General features: G+C 65.5%; 17 protein-coding genes. 16 read left to right on the forward strand and 1 reads right to left on the reverse strand.

All coding sequences use genetic code 11. The features are described 5' to 3' along the window. Window position 1 precedes the first annotated feature (1 nt). The 12 genes from BAC01S_RS22155 to BAC01S_RS22210 all read left to right on the forward strand — a co-directional run bounded on the left by BAC01S_RS22155 (window position 2) and on the right by BAC01S_RS22210 (window position 11,828). On the forward strand, window positions 2-1,024 hold the full coding sequence (locus BAC01S_RS22155; RefSeq protein WP_043203236.1) for a dihydroxyacetone kinase subunit DhaK: 1,023 nt from the start codon (window positions 2-4) through the stop codon (window positions 1,022-1,024). After that, window positions 1,012-1,695: a dihydroxyacetone kinase subunit DhaL gene (dhaL, locus tag BAC01S_RS32235; RefSeq protein WP_043203239.1), complete on the forward strand. Its 684-nt coding sequence runs from the start codon at window positions 1,012-1,014 to the stop codon at window positions 1,693-1,695. Before BAC01S_RS22155 ends, dhaL begins: the two co-directional genes overlap by 13 nt. Before the next feature lie 13 nt (window positions 1,696-1,708). Continuing rightward, window positions 1,709-2,365, forward strand: coding sequence for a DUF2291 family protein (locus BAC01S_RS22165; RefSeq protein ID WP_027796725.1), 657 nt, complete (start codon window positions 1,709-1,711; stop codon window positions 2,363-2,365). After that, window positions 2,362-3,906 carry a sugar ABC transporter ATP-binding protein gene (locus BAC01S_RS22170; RefSeq protein ID WP_027796726.1) on the forward strand — a complete coding sequence of 515 codons (1,545 nt, stop codon included), beginning with the start codon at window positions 2,362-2,364 and terminating at the stop codon, window positions 3,904-3,906. The genes BAC01S_RS22165 and BAC01S_RS22170 overlap by 4 nt, the downstream gene beginning before the upstream one ends. Window positions 3,907-3,932: 26 nt before the next feature. Further along, window positions 3,933-5,018 (forward strand): ABC transporter permease, encoded by a 1,086-nt coding sequence (locus BAC01S_RS22175; protein ID WP_027796727.1) that lies wholly within the window; start codon window positions 3,933-3,935, stop codon window positions 5,016-5,018. A gap of 91 nt (window positions 5,019-5,109) precedes the next feature. After that, a complete protein-coding gene (locus tag BAC01S_RS22180; protein WP_043203241.1) occupies window positions 5,110-6,066 on the forward strand; it encodes a D-ribose ABC transporter substrate-binding protein in 957 nt (318 codons plus the stop codon). Between the two features lie 93 nt (window positions 6,067-6,159). After that, entirely contained in the window at window positions 6,160-6,921 is a 762-nt protein-coding gene (locus BAC01S_RS22185) for a triose-phosphate isomerase (RefSeq protein ID WP_027796729.1), read from the forward strand. 41 nt (window positions 6,922-6,962) lie between these two features. After that, window positions 6,963-7,415, forward strand: coding sequence for a D-erythrulose-4-phosphate isomerase (derI, locus tag BAC01S_RS22190; RefSeq protein ID WP_027796730.1), 453 nt, complete (start codon window positions 6,963-6,965; stop codon window positions 7,413-7,415). An 82-nt stretch (window positions 7,416-7,497) separates the two neighbouring features. After that, a complete protein-coding gene (locus tag BAC01S_RS22195; RefSeq protein ID WP_027796731.1) occupies window positions 7,498-9,039 on the forward strand; it encodes an FGGY-family carbohydrate kinase in 1,542 nt (513 codons plus the stop codon). Further along, window positions 9,036-10,775, forward strand: coding sequence for a glycerol-3-phosphate dehydrogenase/oxidase (locus BAC01S_RS22200; protein WP_027796732.1), 1,740 nt, complete (start codon window positions 9,036-9,038; stop codon window positions 10,773-10,775). The genes BAC01S_RS22195 and BAC01S_RS22200 overlap by 4 nt, the downstream gene beginning before the upstream one ends. Before the next feature lie 87 nt (window positions 10,776-10,862). Then, a complete protein-coding gene (locus BAC01S_RS22205; RefSeq protein WP_156954501.1) occupies window positions 10,863-11,441 on the forward strand; it encodes a BON domain-containing protein in 579 nt (192 codons plus the stop codon). Window positions 11,442-11,600: 159 nt separating this feature from the next. Further along, window positions 11,601-11,828, forward strand: coding sequence for a YgdI/YgdR family lipoprotein (locus tag BAC01S_RS22210; protein ID WP_156954506.1), 228 nt, complete (start codon window positions 11,601-11,603; stop codon window positions 11,826-11,828). Window positions 11,829-11,858: 30 nt separating this feature from the next. Here BAC01S_RS22210 and BAC01S_RS22215 read toward each other — a convergent pair whose 3' ends face one another. Then, on the reverse strand, window positions 11,859-13,046 hold the full coding sequence (locus BAC01S_RS22215) for a helix-turn-helix transcriptional regulator (protein ID WP_027796735.1): 1,188 nt from the start codon (window positions 13,044-13,046) through the stop codon (window positions 11,859-11,861). A gap of 53 nt (window positions 13,047-13,099) precedes the next feature. On the opposite strand from BAC01S_RS22215, the gene BAC01S_RS34795 reads away from it, so the two are divergent. The 4 genes from BAC01S_RS34795 (at window position 13,100) to BAC01S_RS22225 (ending at window position 16,161) form a co-directional block, all read left to right on the forward strand. Further along, entirely contained in the window at window positions 13,100-13,390 is a 291-nt protein-coding gene (locus BAC01S_RS34795) for a hypothetical protein (protein ID WP_156954502.1), read from the forward strand. Window positions 13,391-13,414: 24 nt separating this feature from the next. Beyond that, a complete protein-coding gene (locus BAC01S_RS35675; protein WP_084168773.1) occupies window positions 13,415-13,642 on the forward strand; it encodes a hypothetical protein in 228 nt (75 codons plus the stop codon). 101 nt (window positions 13,643-13,743) lie between these two features. Further along, window positions 13,744-14,034 carry an H-NS histone family protein gene (locus tag BAC01S_RS22220; protein ID WP_027796736.1) on the forward strand — a complete coding sequence of 97 codons (291 nt, stop codon included), beginning with the start codon at window positions 13,744-13,746 and terminating at the stop codon, window positions 14,032-14,034. 525 nt (window positions 14,035-14,559) lie between these two features. After that, window positions 14,560-16,161: a peptide chain release factor 3 gene (locus BAC01S_RS22225; protein WP_027796737.1), complete on the forward strand. Its 1,602-nt coding sequence runs from the start codon at window positions 14,560-14,562 to the stop codon at window positions 16,159-16,161. Window positions 16,162-16,186 lie beyond the last annotated feature (25 nt).

A 16,186-nucleotide genomic window follows, 5' to 3' on the forward strand; every position in this document is an offset into this window, starting at 1 on the left:
AATGACACAGAAACTGATCAACGACGGCGACGCCGCTGTCGACGAGATGCTGGACGGTGTGATGGCCGCGCACGGCGACCTGCTCCGGCGAGACGAGCGTGCGCCGCGCGCCGTCGTGGCGCGCCATGGACCGCGCCCCGGCAAGGTGGCGGTCGTGATAGGCGGCGGGTCGGGGCACGAGCCGACGTTTCTCGGCTTTGTCGGCAAGGGATTGGCCGACGCGGCGGCGGTGGGCAACGTCTTCGCGTCGCCTCCGCCGCAGCCGGCCGTCGATGCGGCGCTGGCCGCGCACGGCGGCGCCGGCGTGCTGTTCCTGTACGGCAACTATGCCGGCGACGTGATGAATTTCGACATGGCCACCGAACTGCTCGGGCTGGAAGGCGTCGAGGCGCGCACGGTGTTGACGACCGACGACATTGCCTCCGCGCCCCGCGCCCGGCGGCAAGAACGGCGCGGCGTTGCAGGCAACGTGTTCATTTTCAAGGCGGCGGGCGCGGCGGCCGACCTGATGATGCCGCTGGCGGAGGTGGAGCGGGTGGCGCGCCGCGCCAACGACCGGACCTTCACCCTGGGCGTGGCGCTCGCCCCCTGTTCGCTGCCGCAGACACGGCGCGCGAACTTCGAGATCGCGGCGGGCGAGATGGAGGTGGGCATGGGCATCCACGGCGAGCCGGGCATGCGCCGGGAGCCGCTGCGTCCGGCCGACGCCGTGGTCGACGAGATCATGGACGCGCTCCTCGCCGAGATGGGCGCGGCGCGCGGCGATCGCGTGGCGGTGCTGGTGAATTCGCTGGGTGCGACGCCGCTCATGGAGCTGTACATCCTCAATCGCCGCGTGGCGCAACGGCTGGCCGAGGCGGGGCTGAGCGTGCATCGCACGCTGGTGGGGCCGCTGTGCACGTCGCTCGAAATGGCCGGGGCGTCGATCACGTTGACGCATCTCGACGAAGAATTGCAGGGTCTGCTCGACCACCCCTGCGCGTGCGCCATGTTCCAGACGGAGGCCGGGCGATGCACACGCTGACGACCGAAGACGTCGCACGGTTGTTCCGGAAGCTGGCCGGAACCATGGAGGCCGCACGGGACGAGCTATGCCGCCTCGACGGCGCGATCGGCGACGCGGACCACGGCATCGCGATGGCGCAGGGCTTTGCCGCCGCGTCCGCGGCGATCGACGCGTTGCCCGCGCAGGCCACGCTCGCCGGGCAATTCAACGCGGCGGCCAAGGGGTTCCTGAATGCGGTCGGCGCCTCGACGGGGCCGCTTTATGCCACCGCGTTCATGCGGGCCGCGAGCGCCGCGGGCGCGCGCACGGCCATGCCGCTGGTCGAAGCGCCGACGCTGATCGTGGCGATGGCCGAAGGCATCCGCGCGCGCGGCAAGGCCGAACCGGGGGAAAAGACGATGGTGGACGTATGGGCGCCGGCCGCATCCGCGGTGCAGCAGGGCATGGCCGGGAATCTGCCGCTGTCCGGACTCATGCAGCGCATGCGCGACGCGGCGGCGGCGGGGGCGGAGTCGACGAGGTCGATGGTGGCGACCAAAGGGCGGGCGTCGCGTCTCGGCTTGCGCAGCGTCGGGCATGTGGATGCAGGCGCGGCCTCCGCCGCGATGGTGCTCCACGTGATCGCCGAAGACTGGTCGATGCGGGCGGATCCGGTTTCTTCATTGGGCCTGCCAGGCATTCAGGAATAGAGGAGTCTTGACTATGAGCACATTCACCCCGCCGATGAAGCGCCGCGCGAGACGCAGCGCCTGGACAGCGGTCGCGGCCGTGCTGGCGCTGATTCTGATTGCGGCGATGGCGCTGAGCACGAAGGTCGTGAAGATCGGGTCCGACTCGGATACGCAGGTCAAGACCTTCGATCCGGCGGCCTACGGCGCGACGCAGTTTCCGAAGACGCAGGCCGCGATCGAGAAGCGCGCAGTCAGTGCTGCGACGCTGGCCGCGGCCATTGCGAGCGACGCGGACGCGGCCGGCAAGCAGTACGGCGTGGCGGGCGGCGGAATCGGCCCCGAAATGTCGGTCAGCTTCACGGGCGTGGCCGGCAAGGACGACGACGGCGTTTATTACGTCAAGGTGCCGGGTTTGCCCGATGCCGTGACCGTCCGGGTGCAGACCGGTCCGGCGATCAACGGCACCGATCTGCGCGACGCCACGGGCACCATCAGTTTCGAGCAGTTCACGAACCAGATCGACTACCAGAACGCGGGATACGCGATCAACGCGGAGATGAAAAAAGAGGTCCTGTCGAAAGTCGACACCAGCAAGTTGACGGGCAAGACCGTTTCGGTCGTCGGCGTATTCCAGTTGATCAATCCGAACGGCTGGCTCGTCACGCCGGTCAAGCTGGAAGTGAAATGATGAGTGCGCTCCCGCTGCAATCCATTCCGGACGACGTGGTGCTGTCGGCGCGCGACATCGTCAAGTCGTACGGCGGCGTGCACGCCCTGAAGGGGGTGAACTTCGACATCCGGCGCGGCAAGGTGACCACCCTGTTCGGCGAGAACGGCGCGGGCAAATCGACGCTGATGAAGATCCTGGCCGGCGTGGAGACGCCGACGTCGGGGCATATCGAACTCGACGGAGAACGCATCGCTTTTTCCTCGGCGAACGACGCGCGCGACCACGGCATCTCGATCATCCACCAGGAGCTGAGCCTCGCGCCCAATCTGAGCGTGCGCGACAACATCTTCATGGGCCGCGAACTGCGCGCCGCCATGGGCGTCAATTTTGCCGAGGAAGCGCGGCAAACGAGGGATCTCATGGTTTCCCTCGACGAGGAGCAGATCGACCCGCTGACCCTCGTTCAGGACCTGCGGCTGGGCCAGCAGCAGGTGGTCGAAATTGCCCGGGCGCTTTCGATCGACTCGCGCATCCTCATCATGGACGAGCCGACTTCGGCGCTGAGCGCTTCCGAGGTGGAAGTGCTGTTCAAGGTGATCCGCGACCTGACGAGCCGCGGCGTGTCGATCGTCTACATCTCGCATCACCTCGAAGAGGCGCTGCAGATCACCGACTACGCCGTGGTGCTGCGCGACGGCAGGATTACCGCGACGGCCGAAGCGAGCGAGATCGATCTGGGCTGGATCGTGCGCAACATGGTGGGCGAGAACTTCGATCTTGGCTCGCCGCCCACGGGCTATGCGTTCGGCGAGGTCGCGCTCGCGATCGAGGACGTGAGCGTTGCCGACCCGTCCGGAGCCGGCATTTCCGTGGTCGATCACCTGTCGCTGCGGGTGCGCGCGGGCGAGATCGTCTGCATTTACGGACTGATGGGGGCGGGGCGCACGGAACTGCTCGAAGCCGTCGCCGGCCGCCATCCGACGACCGGCGGCAAGATCCTGCTCGAAGGCGAGGACCTTGCCTCGCTGAGCATCGCCGGGCGCATTGCGCGGGGCCTCGTGCTGGTGCCGGAGGATCGTCAGCGCGACGGTCTTGTCCAGACCATGACCGTTGGCACCAACCTTTCGCTCGCGAGCATCCGCAGCTTCGTGCGGGGGCTGTTGCTTTCCTCTTTCCGCGAACACGAGCTCGTTGGCCAGTCGATTCGCAACGTGCGCGTCAAGACCTCGGGACCGGGGGCGGTGATCGGCTCCCTCTCGGGCGGCAATCAGCAAAAGGTCGTGATCGGGAAGATGCTGGCCACGCAGCCCAAAGTCATCTTGCTCGACGAGCCCAGCCGCGGCATCGATATCGGCGCGAAGGCCGAAGTCTTCCGCCTGCTTGCCGAGAGCGCCGCGCAGGGTCTCGCCGTGCTGTTTTCCACATCGGAAGTTGCCGAATGCCTGAGCATCGCGCATCGCATTGTCGTCATGCGGCGGGGCCGGATTTCCGCGGAGTTCGGCACCGATGCCACCAAAGACCAGATCATGGCCGCCTCCGGCGAAGCCGTGGCGATCTGATCGTCGAGATGTATGGAGATTTGAACGTGAACGACGCCGCCAAGCCTTCCCATTCAACGACCCACGCGAGCCGCTTCGGCTCCGGATTCGACATCGGCAAGATGCTGCTGGAGGGACGAGCCTTCTTCGCGCTGATCGCGATCGTCATCCTCTTCTCGTCGCTTTCGCCGAACTATTTCTCGCTCGAGAACTTCCTGACGATGGCCTCGCACGTGGCCATCTACGGCATTCTCGCGATCGGCATGCTGCTCGTGATCATCAACGGCGGCATCGATCTGTCGGTGGGTTCGACGCTCGGCTTGTCCGGCGTGGTGGCCGGATTCCTCATGCAGGGCGTGACGCTGAACCTGTTCGGCGCCGTGCTGTATCCGGCGGTCTGGGTGGTCGTGGTGCTGTGCTGCCTGCTCGGCGCGTTCATCGGCCTCGTCAACGGCGTGCTCATCGCGCGGTTCAAGGTGCCGGCTTTCGTCGCCACGCTCGGGGTGATGTACGTCGTGCGTGGCCTGGCACTCCTGATGACCAACGGCCTGACCTACAACAATCTCGGCGGCCGTGCGGACCTGGGCAACACGGGATTCAACTGGCTCGGCTTCGATCGTCTGTTCGGCATTCCCGTTGGCGTGCTGATTCTGGTGGTCATCGCGCTGCTCGGCGGCATCCTCTTGAGCCGCACGCCGTTCGGCCGCTGGCTCTACGCTTCGGGCGGCAACGAGCGCGCCGCCGAGCTTTCCGGTGTGCCGGTGAAGAAAGTGCAGATCAGCGTCTACATGCTCTCGGGCGTCTGCGCGGCCATCGCCGGCTTGATCCTGTCGTCGCAGCTCACTTCCGCCGGTCCGACGGCCGGCACGACCTACGAACTGACGGCCATCGCCGCCGTGGTCATCGGCGGTGCGCGGCTGACGGGCGGCACCGGCAACATTCGCGGCACCCTGCTCGGGGCCTTCGTGATCGGCTTTCTTTCCGACGGCCTCGTCATCATCGGCATCTCCTCGTATTGGCAGACCGTGTTCACCGGGGCCGTCATCGTGCTCGCGGTGCTGCTCAATGCCATTCAGTATCGCCGCCGCGTCAAGCGTCCCGCGCCGACCGGCAGCCAACCCACTTCCGCGTAAGGCGTCGGCAACGCTCGAACTGCGCCGCCGGCTTGCGGGAAGCATGTCAGACCCAGACGCCATCACTAACCGAACAAAGAGACCGACTACCATGATTACCAAAAGACATACCTTGATGCTCCTTGCGCTCGCCGTCGCCATGCCCCTGTTCGCGGGGCAGGCCCAGGCGCAGAACCACGGGCTCATGACCATCATCGTCAACGATCCCGCGAACCCCTACTGGCTGACCGAAGGCAAGGTCGCCGCGGCCGAGGCGCAAAAGCTCGGCTATACCGCGAACGTCGCGGCGTCGAAAGGCGACACCAACACCGAGAGCCAGTTGATCGACACCGCGATCACCAACAAGTCGGTTGCGATCATTCTCGATCCGGCGAATGCCAGCGGGTCCATTGGCGCGGTCAAGAAGGCCGTCGCCGCCAATATCCCCGTCTTCCTCGTCAATGCCGAGATCAACCAGGAGGGCATCGCCAAGGCGCAGCTCGTTTCGAACAACGCGCAAGGTGCGGCACTGGGCGCCCAGCAGTGGGTGAAGGACGTCGGTTCGAAGGGCAACTATGTGGAGCTGCTGGGCGCGCCGTCCGACAACAACGCGGCCACGCGTTCCAATGGCTACCGCTCGGTGCTCAGCCAGTATCCGGACCTGAAGGAAGTCGGATCGCAGGTCGCCAACTGGGATCGCACCCAGGGCTTTAACGCGACGCAGAGCCTGCTGCAGGCGCACCCCGACGTCATGGGCGTGATCAGCGGCAACGACGAGATGGCGCTGGGCGCCATTGCCGCGCTCAAGCAGGCCGGCAAGCTCTCGCAGGTGAAGGTGGGCGGGTTCGACGGCTCGCCGGCCGCGGTTGCCGCGGTGAAGGCCGGCGAGTTGCAGTACACGGTGCTGCAGCCGGTCGCCACGTTTGCCGCCAAGGCCGTGCAGGAGGCCGACCAGTTCCTGAAGACGGGCAAGACGGGCGTGAGCGCCGAAAAGCAGTTGTTCGACTGCATCCTTATCACCAAGGCCAATGCGGGTAAGTTCATCGCGCCGTTCACCCTGGCGAAGTGATGTGACGGCGGGGAGACGCCGGGGCGACCCGGCTCGCTCTCCCTGTCCGATTTGCAGCGGCACGAGTTTGCGCATCCGATTGACGACCTCATCATGACCCACTTCCCTTTCTGGATTGGCACCAGTTGGAAAATGAACAAGACCCTGGCCGAGGCGCGCGCCTTTGCTCAGGGCTTGCTCGACGATACCCCCGACGCGCGCGTGCAGCGCTTCGTGATTCCGCCGTTTACCGCCATCCGCGAAGTCAAGGCGATCCTCGCGCCGACCAGCGTGAAGGTCGGCGCGCAGAACATGCACTGGGCTGATCGCGGCGCCTGGACCGGCGAGATTTCGGCGCCGATGCTGGTGGATTGCGCCATGGACCTGGTCGAACTCGGCCACTCCGAGCGGCGCGAGCATTTCGGCGAGACCGACGACACGGTTGGGCTCAAGGTGGAAGCCGCGGTGCGGCACGGGCTGACTCCGCTGATCTGCATCGGCGAAACCCTGGCCGATCGCGACAGCGGGGCCGCCACCGAAGTGCTGGCTGCCCAGGTGCGCGGCGCGCTGGCGCGATTGAACGCCGACTCTCGCGCGGCGCCGCTGCTGTTTGCCTACGAGCCGGTCTGGGCCATCGGCGAGCGCGGCGTGCCGGCCAGCGCCGCCTATGCCGACGCTCGCCAGGCCGAGATCATCGCGGCGGCGCACGACATGCTCGGCCGGCGCGTGCCATGCCTTTACGGCGGCTCGGTCAACCCCGACAACTGCGCCGGGCTGGCCGCCTGCGCGCATATCGACGGACTGTTCATCGGGCGCTCGGCCTGGGATGTGGCCGGGTACCGGGATATCGTCGCGCGGGTCAGGGCGGTGCTCTGAGGTCGCCGCGCGGTTGCCATCCAAAACTGAAGGAGATCATCGTGAAGCTTGCAATTGCCGGAGACAGCGCGGGGGCCGGGCTCGCCCATGTGCTGGCGGAATATCTCAAGGACCGGTTCGACGTTTCCGAGGTATCGGAAAACGACCAGGGTAATCAGGAGTTCTATGCGGATCTGTCCGACCGCGTGGCGTCGGACGTGGTGCGCGGCGCCTACGACCGGGCCATCCTGATCTGCGGCACGGGAATAGGCGTTTGTATTTCCGCCAACAAGGTGCGCGGGATTCGCGCGGCGTTGTGCCACGACACCTATTCCGCGGAGCGCGCGGCGCTCTCGAACAACGCGCAGATCATCACCATGGGCTCGCGCGTGATCGGGCCCGAAGTGGCCAAGGCCATTGCCGATGCCTTTCTCGCGCAGACCTTCGACGAGAACGGCCGAAGCGCGGGTAACGTGACGGCAATCAACGCGGTCGATTCGAAATACCGCCGATAGACCGCCGATAGGTGTGGGCGGTCGGGGCTCCTTGTCGTGACGGAGCCGATCGCAGCCGCCGAACGGGCGTACCGGAGACACGATGGAGACGTATCTGCTCGGCCTCGATAGCGGGTCGACCGCCACCAAGGCCGTTATCTTCGACACCGCGGGCCGTACCGTGGCGGTGGGGTCGCGGCGTGTGGAGCAGCGGCAGCCGCGTCCTCGCCACGTCGAGCGGGACATGAACGAAACCTGGGCGGCGGCGGGCGCGGCGATTCGCGATGCGCTCGAATCCGGCAAGGTTCCGGCGGATGCCATTGCGGCTGTCGGGGTGACGGGGCACGGCGACGGGCTTTACCTCGTCGACCGCGAGGGAGCGCCGCTCGGCGCTGGAATCCTGTCGCTCGACAGCCGGGCCTCGGAGGTCCGCGATCAATGGCGCGAAACCGGCGTGCTGCAACAGGCGCTGGAGCTCACCGGGCAGCGTCCCTATCCGTATGCCGCCGTCAGCCTGCTCAAATGGATCGAACTCAACGAGCCGCAGCGGTATGCGCAAATCGGGCACGTGTTCTTTTGCAAGGACTGGCTGCGTTTCTGTCTGACCGGCGTGCCGGCGACCGATCCCACCGAAGCCAGTTCCTCCTTCACCGAGGTCCGCACGCAGCGCTACGGTAATGCGGTCCTCCAGCTTTACGGCATGGCGCCCCTCGGCCGCGCGCTGCCGGAAATCGTGCCGTCCGCCGCGCGGGCGGGACGCGTCACCGCGCAGGCCGCGCGGCAGACCGGGCTGAAAGAGGGCACGCCGGTCGCGTGCGGATTGCACGACGTCACGTCGAGCGCCGTGGGGATGGGCATTACGGAGCCGGGCACCGTGTCGATTACGGCGGGGACGTTCAGTATCAACGAGATCCTTTCCGATCGTCCGCAATGGGATGCGCGCTGGTCGTGCCGCAACGGCACGCGTGACGGCCAGTGGATGAACATGTCGATTTCTCCGGCCTCGTCGAGCAATGTCGACTGGTTCCTGCGGGAGTGCTTCGCACTCGAAGCGCAACAGGCGGCGCAACGGGGATGCTCGCTGTTCGACTTGATAGAGGACGAATTGCGGGCCGCATTTGCCGAACCGAGCTCCGTCATGTTTCATCCGTTCCTGTTCGGATCGCCGTTCGAGCAATCCGCAAGCGCCTCATTCTTCGGAATCCGAAGCTGGCATCGTCGCGCCCATCTGGCGCGGGCCGTGCTCGAAGGCACCGTTTTCAATCATCGCTACCACGTCGAAGCACTGACCAGTGCCTTTGCCGCGCAGCGGGCGGGCCTGACGGGAGGCGGGTCGTCAAGCCCCATGCTCGCGCAACTGTTCGCCGACATTCTGGGGATGCGGATCGATATTCCCGAAAGCCAGGAAGCCAGCGCGCTCGGCGCGGCGCTTTGTGCGGGCGTGAGCACGGGGGTGTACGCGTCCTTGCCGCAGGCATGCGCACAAGCCTGCCGGGTCCGGCGGACGCACGAACCGGATCGGGACCGTCACGAACAGTTCAACGAAGCATACGACCTCTACATGCAGCTCATTTCAGGCACGCGCCCGTCATGGCCGGCGCTCGACCGGGCCGCCGTGGCGCACGGTTCGCGAGACGGCCGATGATGCAGCGAACGCGCGAATCCGCTCTGGAGAGGCTGGCACGGCAACCGCGTGTCAGCGTGCTGATCGTCGGCGGTGGAATCAATGGCGCGGGGGTGTTCCGCGACTTGTCGTTGCAGCAGGTCGATTGTCTGCTGATCGACAAGGCGGACTTCGCATCCGGCGCGAGTTCGGCCCCTTCGCGGCTGATTCACGGCGGCCTGAAGTATCTAGAGACGGGAGAATGGCGGCTCGTCGCCGAATCCACGCGGGAGCGCAACCGGCTGCTAAGGAATGCGCCGCACTTCGTGCGGCCTCTGGAAACCGTGCTGCCCATCCATTCGTTCTTTGGCGGCATCGTCCCTTCCGCGCTGCGTTTCTTCGGTATGCAGACGAAGCTGGCCGACCGCGGAGCGATCATTTCGGAGCTTGGCCTGACCCTCTACGATTTCCTCGGACGTCACGAGCGCAGCATGCCGCGGCACCGGCTCGCGCTGAGAGCGCGTTCCCTGCGGGAACTGCCCTCGCTCGATCCCACCATCAAGGCCACCGCCACCTATTTCGACGCCCAGGTGACCCAGGCCGAACGTCTCAACTACGAACTCGTTGCCGACGGCATGATTGCCGGCGACGGCGCGCTCGCGGCGAATTACGTGACGGTCGACCAGGTGAAGGGAGAGACGGTCTGGTTACGCGATGTCGTGTCTGACCGGCGCTTTCCCGTCATGCCGGACGTCGTCATCAATGCCGGCGGCGCCTGGATCGACAGCGTGAACCGGTCGCTCGGCATTCAACGCCGGTACATAGGCGGGACCAAGGGCTCTCATCTGATCGTGGACCAGCCCGAACTTCATGCGCAGCTGCGCGGCCGCATGGTCTATTTCGGTTCGAAGGACGGCCGGATCTGCCTTGTCTATCCGTTCATGGGAAAGCTTCTCGTGGGTTCGACCGATCTGCGCGTGGAAGATCCCGACCAGGTGCGCTGCGAGGACAGCGAGGCCGAGTACATGCTCGGCGTGCTCAGGACCGTGTTTCCCGGCTGCGCGCTGACCGCTTCGAACATCGTGTTCCGCTACAGCGGCGTGCGGCCGTTGCCCTGGTCCGAAGCGGCGGACCCCGGCGAGGTCAGCCGCGATCATGTGGTGCATGTCGATCACCTGCCCGAAACGCGCATTCCCGTGCTCTCGCTGGTCGGCGGGAAATGGACGACCTTCCGGGGATTTGCCGAATCGGTCGCCGACGACACGCTCCGGCGCCTCGGGCGGTCTCGCCGTGTCAGCACCCGCGCGGAGGCGATTGGAGGGGGACGCGGCTTTCCACGCACGGCAGCGGAGCAGGCCGACTGGATAGCAGCCCTTGCCGCGCGCTGCGGAATTTCGGCCGGGCGCGCCGAAACGCTGCTGTCGCGTTACGGCTCGACCGCATCCGAAATTGCGGTTTTTTGCTCGCGAAAGCACGATGGTTCCGACGACAAGCTGCTCACCGGCGCGCCCGGTTACACCGTGCGAGAGATGCGCTACCTATGCCTATACGAAATGGTCGCGCATCTTGCGGATCTGCTCTTTCGTCGCACGACGATCGCACTCGCCGGCCAATTGACGGGTTCCGTACTGGCTGAAACGGCCACGATCGCTGCGGATGCGCTCGGCTGGGATTCGGCACGCGCGCAGCAGGAAATCGAGACGGTTCGCGACATCGCGCAGCACCGCCACGGTATCGCGCTCGGCGACACCGAACTCGCGCAGGGATTGGGCATTTGACCGCCTGAACGGTTTGCTTTGGAGACCGTAGCGGCCTATCCTGGTGGCTTGAGCGGCGCGCAGGCGCCGGCGACCAGGGAGGCGGCGATGAACCGGTTCGCAACGTCATACGGTTCGCGCGGCGGGCGGTTCGCGCATCGGGCGCGGGCCGCCGCACGCCTCGTCTGCCTCGCCATCGGTCTTGCCGTGCAGGCGCAGGTTCCGGCGCTGGCGCAGACCGCATCGGACGCCCAGGCCGCGCGCAAGAACTGGTACAACGACCCGTTCTTTGCGCTTTCGAATGCGGTGAGCGCCTGCCCGTTGCCGCTCGGCCCGCTGACGACCCGGTCCGAAGCCGAAGACGACGCCCATTACCGCGTCGAACGCGGCACGAGTTGCTGGCTGGCCCACACATGCTCGAAGCCGAACTCCTATCTCTACGATGCCGATATTGCAGCAGCCGTGCGGCAGGCGCTCCAGGGCGATGCCTTGCTGGCCGGCACGAGCCTCTGGATCACGGTGCAACGGCGCTTCGTCTATGCGGAGGGCTGCGTGCCTGCCGCGTTCGACCGGGACGCGCTGCAGCGGCGCCTCGAAGCGATCCCCGACGTCGAGCAGGTATTCGTGCGCGTCACCGCCGACCCGCGCGGCACGCCGCCCTACCGGACGCTCGCGCGGCCCGATTGACCGCGATCCTCACAGGCGTCAACGATCCATCCCGTATCCCGCGCAGCGCTCTCGCGGCATGGCACAATCCCATCGTCGAAAAAACCAGAAGGCCCATCGGGGTTCACCATGAAACATCCAGGTTCGTCGTTGCTATCCGATATGCGCAGGCTGTCTCTCGTGACGACTGCCTGTGCGCTCTTCGCCGCACTGTCCGCGTGCAGCAGCAGCACGCCGCTGTTCCTCTCCGACGGCCGCCCGACCATCCAGGTGCAATGCCCGGCCGCCGGCGACCGCGATTCGTGTGCCCAGCAGGCCCGCGCGCGTTGCGGCGGCGCCTACGACACCGTCAATACGTCCAGCGACGGCACCAACTACAACCTCGTCTTCGCCTGCAACGCGAAGTAACGCGAGGTGGCATGAAGTTGCGCGAAGGCCCTAGCCTCTTTCCGCGGACCGCGCCGGAAGATGCAGCAGCAGGTCCGGCTGACGCCGTGTCGCGGTCTTCTGGAATACCGACTGCAACTGCTTGCGCACGGTGTCGTGCTGCACGCCGACACGCGCCGCGATTTCCTTCTGCGTGAGACCTTCCACGAGCAGATGCGCGATGCGGCATTCGGCGGGCGTGAGGTCGAAGGCGGCGGCGAGCACCTGCTCGTCGACGGGCGGCGCGGAGCGCGGGTGATAGAACGTGAGCGCCGCAATGGCGTCGGGTTCGGCGGCGGAGGCGTCGCCGGCCGTCTGTACGTTGTAGAACACATAAAGCACCTCGGGACCGCTCGCCACCGTTGGCGCGAGCGGGGGTGCGCCACGCTCTTCGCGCTCGTCCGCCTCGTCGGCGACGATCCGCATGGCGCGAAACCGCGCAGCCGCGGTCAGCGCGCCACTCCCGCGAGCGCGCAGCCGCGCCTCGCTGATCGCAATGTCCTCTTGCAGCCGTGCCTGGTGAGGCGCCGCGAGCGCCAGCTGGCGCGAGCGCATGCGCACGAGCGAGGTGGCGCGCAACAGCCGCAAGGCGGGTTCGTTGCTGTGAAGGACTTCGCCGTTCGCGTTCACTAGCATTGCGGGCGGCGTCGCGCGGTGCGCGAGCTCGGACGCGTTCAGCACATAACGCTGCGCGCAAAGGCGCGCGACGCGCGTGAGATGCACGGTGAGCCGTTCGAGAAGGGCCCGCGCGCTTGCCGGCAGCGGACCCTGCACCGCATCGCGCCGGCAGGCGGCCATGATGGTCAGCGCCTCGCTGTCGATCAGCTTGCATACCGACACCTGGCGATGGCCGGCCGCCAGTGTAGGCGGCTCGAATACGGGCTGCCCGGCTGCCTGCCGTGTGGTGGCGGTGTCGCTGAAATGCAACCATCGGGCGCTCGGGAACATTCGCAGCCATTCCAGCCGGGCATCGTCGTAATAAAGCGGCTGGATCAGTTCCAGCGGCTCGAATTGTGAAATGTTAAATCCCGAACCGTAAGAAAAGAGTTTCATCTGCCGGTTGAACGCGCAAATGTGCGCCGACGCGGCACCGGTCGCCTTCAGCAATTTTTCGCAAAAATCCTTCCATGCGCCGGAATGGTCGATTGCTTCGTAAATGGCGTGCAACAGGCCGTCATATTGCGATTCGTCGGGTTCCACGGCTTTCTCATTAACTCAAGGCGGACACCGGGCACCCTGCCGGGAAATGCGCCGTGCATATTTTTTCCACAAATGAGGAATATACAGGCGTTATGGCCGCCGTTAATCTTCGGTCCGGTTTGAAGCAAATACGGCATCAGGGTGAGGGAGGCGGCACAAGGCTTCTGTTCGGCAGGCAACGGAACATCGGCGGATTGAACCTTATTCTTGGGCATCGTGAAAATTTTGCCGGCCGCGTTCGACATTATCAAAAGAGCGATAGAGATGGATATTCGGGTTATTGCGGCAAGGTGGCGGTAAAGCAGAAATTTTCACCAATGTGTGCGATGGCTCATTCTGAATAGAGGTCGTTATTACCGGGGGCAGCAGTGAATCACCATCAACTGGAAAAGGATATAGAGCATCTCGAGCGTGTCGTTTCGAGACTTTCCGGCGCAGATCGCATTCCGCTTTCGTATTGGCGTGGGCGCGTTGAAATGGTATCGAGTGCGAATCTTGTTCCGGCACAGGCGTTGCGCGTGAAACGGCTAAGCGAAGCGCTCTGCGCACTCGAGGACCGGGTCCGGGAAAGCGAGCGCGGGGAGACCACCCGATAGCGTGAGCCGCGAGGCTTTTTCAAAAAAAATACGCAATCCGCCACGCTCTGGCTCCAAAACAGTCACAATACGGTTGCCGACTGAACTGGAGACTATTCTTTATGCCGAGCTACAAGCAATTGACCGCCCAACTGGAAAAGCTTCACAAGGAAGTGGCCGCGGCCCGCGAAAAAGAAGTTGCGCAGGCGATTGCCGACATCAAGGCAATGATCGCTGAGTACGAGATCACGCCGGAAGAACTCGGCTTTTCAAGCCGTGGGGCCACGCCGAAGAAAAAGCCCCTGCCGGCCCGCTATATGAATCCGAAAACGGGCGAAACGTGGAGCGGCCGCGGCCGGGCGCCGGGATGGCTGGCCGGCAAGAACCGCGACCGGTTCCTCATCGCGGAGTAAGCGAGAGGAACCAGCCCCGTCGGGCTCCGCAAGCTTCCTTCACGCTTTCCGTCACCGCCCGCCGTGCCGAGCCCCCCGTAAAGGCTCACCCTGCGCGGCGCTCGCATCGGGCGCCGCAGCACGCCGGCGCCAGCGATCACGCCGCTATCCAGCGTACTCCACGGCCCCCGGGTCTTCCCGTAAAATCTCGCCATCTACAGTACGGCGCACGGCATGGCCCGCCTGCCACGAGCATCGTCATGCACGGCATGTTGCCGTGCCGTCCACACGGGCGACTCGAACTTTGCGTCCGCGTGCTGCAATGCCGTGTATCATTCGTCCCCGGCGTCGTTTTGCGCCGGCGTGCGTCCCGAGTTTCGGACCGGTCGTGCGATTTTCCGCGACGCCGCTCGCCGGCCCGCCCGCCGACGCTCTCCGGTCAGCCAACCCGGACGCCCCGGACGGCCGCCCGCGCCGCCGTCCTTGCCGCAACCCGAGGACCTTTGCGGCCCGGTTGCCCGAATTCCATCAGTGATACCCAGCCCGATGTCAGTTGCCGAACTCAAACGCCGCCGCACGTTCGCGGTCATCTCTCACCCGGACGCGGGCAAGACCACGCTCACCGAAAAGCTGCTGCTGTTTTCGGGCGCGATCCAGATTGCCGGTACCGTGAAGGGCAAGAAGAGCGGTCGCTTCGCGACCTCCGACTGGATGGAGATCGAAAAGCAGCGCGGCATTTCGGTCGCGAGTTCGGTCATGCAGTTCGAGTACGGCGACGCGGTGATCAACCTGCTCGACACGCCGGGCCACGAGGACTTCTCGGAAGACACGTACCGCGTGCTCACGGCGGTGGATGCCGCCGTGATGGTGATCGACGGGGCGAACGGCGTGGAAGCGCAAACGCTCAAGCTGCTCGAAGTCTGCCGCAGCCGCAAGACGCCCATTCTTACGTTCATCAACAAGCTCGACCGCGAAGTGCGCGAGCCGCTCGATCTGCTCGACGAAATCGAGCAGCACCTCGGCGTTTCGGCGGTGCCCTTCACCTGGCCCATCGGCATGGGCAAGGAGTTTCAGGGCGTCTACGACATTCAGCGCGACCAGGTGCGTGTGTTCCGCGCGGGCGAGCAATCGCTCGGCGGCGCGGTGGAGACGCTGCAGGGCATCGGCGACGAGGAAGGTGAAAAGCGCTTCGGCTATCACTGGAAGCGCACCAAGGAAGAAGTCGAACTCATTACCGGCGCGACACCCGAATTCGATCGCGACGCGTTCCTGGCCGGCGAGCAGTCGCCGGTGCTGTTCGGGTCGGCGATCAACAACTTCGGCGTGAAGGAAATTCTCGACGCGCTCGTCGATCTGGCGCCGCCGCCGTCCGCGCGTATGGCCGTGCAGCGCCCGGTGGACCCGGAAGAGCCGAAATTCACGGGCGTCGTGTTCAAGGTGCAGGCGAACATGGACCTCGCGCACCGCGACCGCGTGGCGTTCATCCGCGTGTGCTCGGGACGCTTCGAACGCGGCATGCAGCTGAAGGTCACGCGCAACAACAAGACCTTCCGCGCGAACAACGTGGTGAGCTTTCTCTCGCAGCGCCGGGAAACCGTGGCCGAGGCCTACCCCGGCGACATCATCGGCATTCCTAATCATGGCACGCTGAGCCTCGGCGATACGCTCACCGAAGGTGAGGATCTGCAGTTCACCGGCCTGCCGTTTTTCGCACCGGAAATCTTCCAGACCGTCGAAGTGGTGGATCCCATGCGCGCGAAGCAATTGGGCGAAGCGCTCAAGCAGCTCGGCGAGGAAGGCGCGATCCAGGTGTTCCGTCCGCTGCACGGCGGTTCGACGATTCTCGGCGCCGTGGGGCAGCTGCAGTTCGAAGTGGTTTCGCACCGCCTGTCGGCCGAGTACAAGGTGGCCGTGCGCATCATGCCCGCGCGCTATCGCCTCTCGCGCTGGGTGACCTGCGACGACTCCAACGAGCTGCGCCGCTTCACCGATGCTTACGAGGCGCGGATGGCCTACGATGCTTCGAACGCCCCCACCTATCTGGCCTCGCACGTCTCCGAAATCGAGGTCGCGCAGAAGGCCTGGCCGAAGATCGTGTTCAACGAGCTGCGCGAGCACTCCGGGGCGCCGTTCCGCAAGACGAAGTAAGAGCGGGATTTGTCGCAAACCCCTT

The organism is Paraburkholderia acidipaludis NBRC 101816 (genome assembly GCF_000684975.1).
GTDB lineage: Bacteria > Pseudomonadota > Gammaproteobacteria > Burkholderiales > Burkholderiaceae > Paraburkholderia > Paraburkholderia acidipaludis.

What these genes read in the sequence shown, in the direction of transcription:
- BAC01S_RS22155 (WP_043203236.1), top strand. Translation starts at nt 2, where the DNA reads ATGACACAGAAACTGATCAACGACGGCGACGCCGCTGTCGACGAGATG.
- dhaL (WP_043203239.1), top strand. Translation starts at nt 1,012, where the DNA reads ATGCACACGCTGACGACCGAAGACGTCGCACGGTTGTTCCGGAAGCTG.
- BAC01S_RS22165 (WP_027796725.1), top strand. Translation starts at nt 1,709, where the DNA reads ATGAGCACATTCACCCCGCCGATGAAGCGCCGCGCGAGACGCAGCGCC.
- BAC01S_RS22170 (WP_027796726.1), top strand. Translation starts at nt 2,362, where the DNA reads ATGATGAGTGCGCTCCCGCTGCAATCCATTCCGGACGACGTGGTGCTG.
- BAC01S_RS22180 (WP_043203241.1), top strand. Translation starts at nt 5,110, where the DNA reads ATGATTACCAAAAGACATACCTTGATGCTCCTTGCGCTCGCCGTCGCC.
- BAC01S_RS22185 (WP_027796729.1), top strand. Translation starts at nt 6,160, where the DNA reads ATGACCCACTTCCCTTTCTGGATTGGCACCAGTTGGAAAATGAACAAG.
- BAC01S_RS22195 (WP_027796731.1), top strand. Translation starts at nt 7,498, where the DNA reads ATGGAGACGTATCTGCTCGGCCTCGATAGCGGGTCGACCGCCACCAAG.
- BAC01S_RS22200 (WP_027796732.1), top strand. Translation starts at nt 9,036, where the DNA reads ATGATGCAGCGAACGCGCGAATCCGCTCTGGAGAGGCTGGCACGGCAA.
- BAC01S_RS22205 (WP_156954501.1), top strand. Translation starts at nt 10,863, where the DNA reads ATGAACCGGTTCGCAACGTCATACGGTTCGCGCGGCGGGCGGTTCGCG.
- BAC01S_RS22220 (WP_027796736.1), top strand. Translation starts at nt 13,744, where the DNA reads ATGCCGAGCTACAAGCAATTGACCGCCCAACTGGAAAAGCTTCACAAG.
- BAC01S_RS22225 (WP_027796737.1), top strand. Translation starts at nt 14,560, where the DNA reads ATGTCAGTTGCCGAACTCAAACGCCGCCGCACGTTCGCGGTCATCTCT.